The organism is Parapedobacter tibetensis, from assembly GCF_024704835.1.
Taxonomy (GTDB): domain Bacteria; phylum Bacteroidota; class Bacteroidia; order Sphingobacteriales; family Sphingobacteriaceae; genus Parapedobacter; species Parapedobacter tibetensis.
Window position 1 is genome coordinate 1 of record NZ_JAMXBE010000079.1, and the last position, 374, is coordinate 374.

The window sequence follows — 374 nt, forward strand, 5'->3', positions numbered from 1 at the left end:
TTTTTTCAATCCAAGCTCACAGTCAACCAACCCAATGATCCCTATGAGCAGGAAGCCGATATGATGGCAGATCGCGTGATGCGGATGGCTGATGTGGGCATACAACGCAAGTGCACGCATTGCGAGGAGGAAGAAAAGCAGATACATCGCAAGGAAAGCCGGGATTCAACTCCGCAGGTTCAGCCAGGTTTTGAAAGATACGTATCCCATTTGAATGGGGGAGGAAGGGCATTATCCATACAAGAGCGTAGTTTTTTTGAACCACGGTTCGACCGCGATTTTTCGGACGTACGTATCCATACCGATTCAAGTGCGGCGGAATCCGCACAAAGCATAAATGCCTTGGCATACACCACGGGAAACAACATCGTATT

General features: G+C 48.7%; 1 protein-coding gene. It reads left to right on the top strand.

What is annotated here, in order from left to right; all coding sequences use genetic code 11:
* A partial coding sequence (locus tag NF543_RS25350; RefSeq protein ID WP_257671000.1) for an eCIS core domain-containing protein occupies positions 1-374 on the top strand: 374 nt, incomplete at both ends.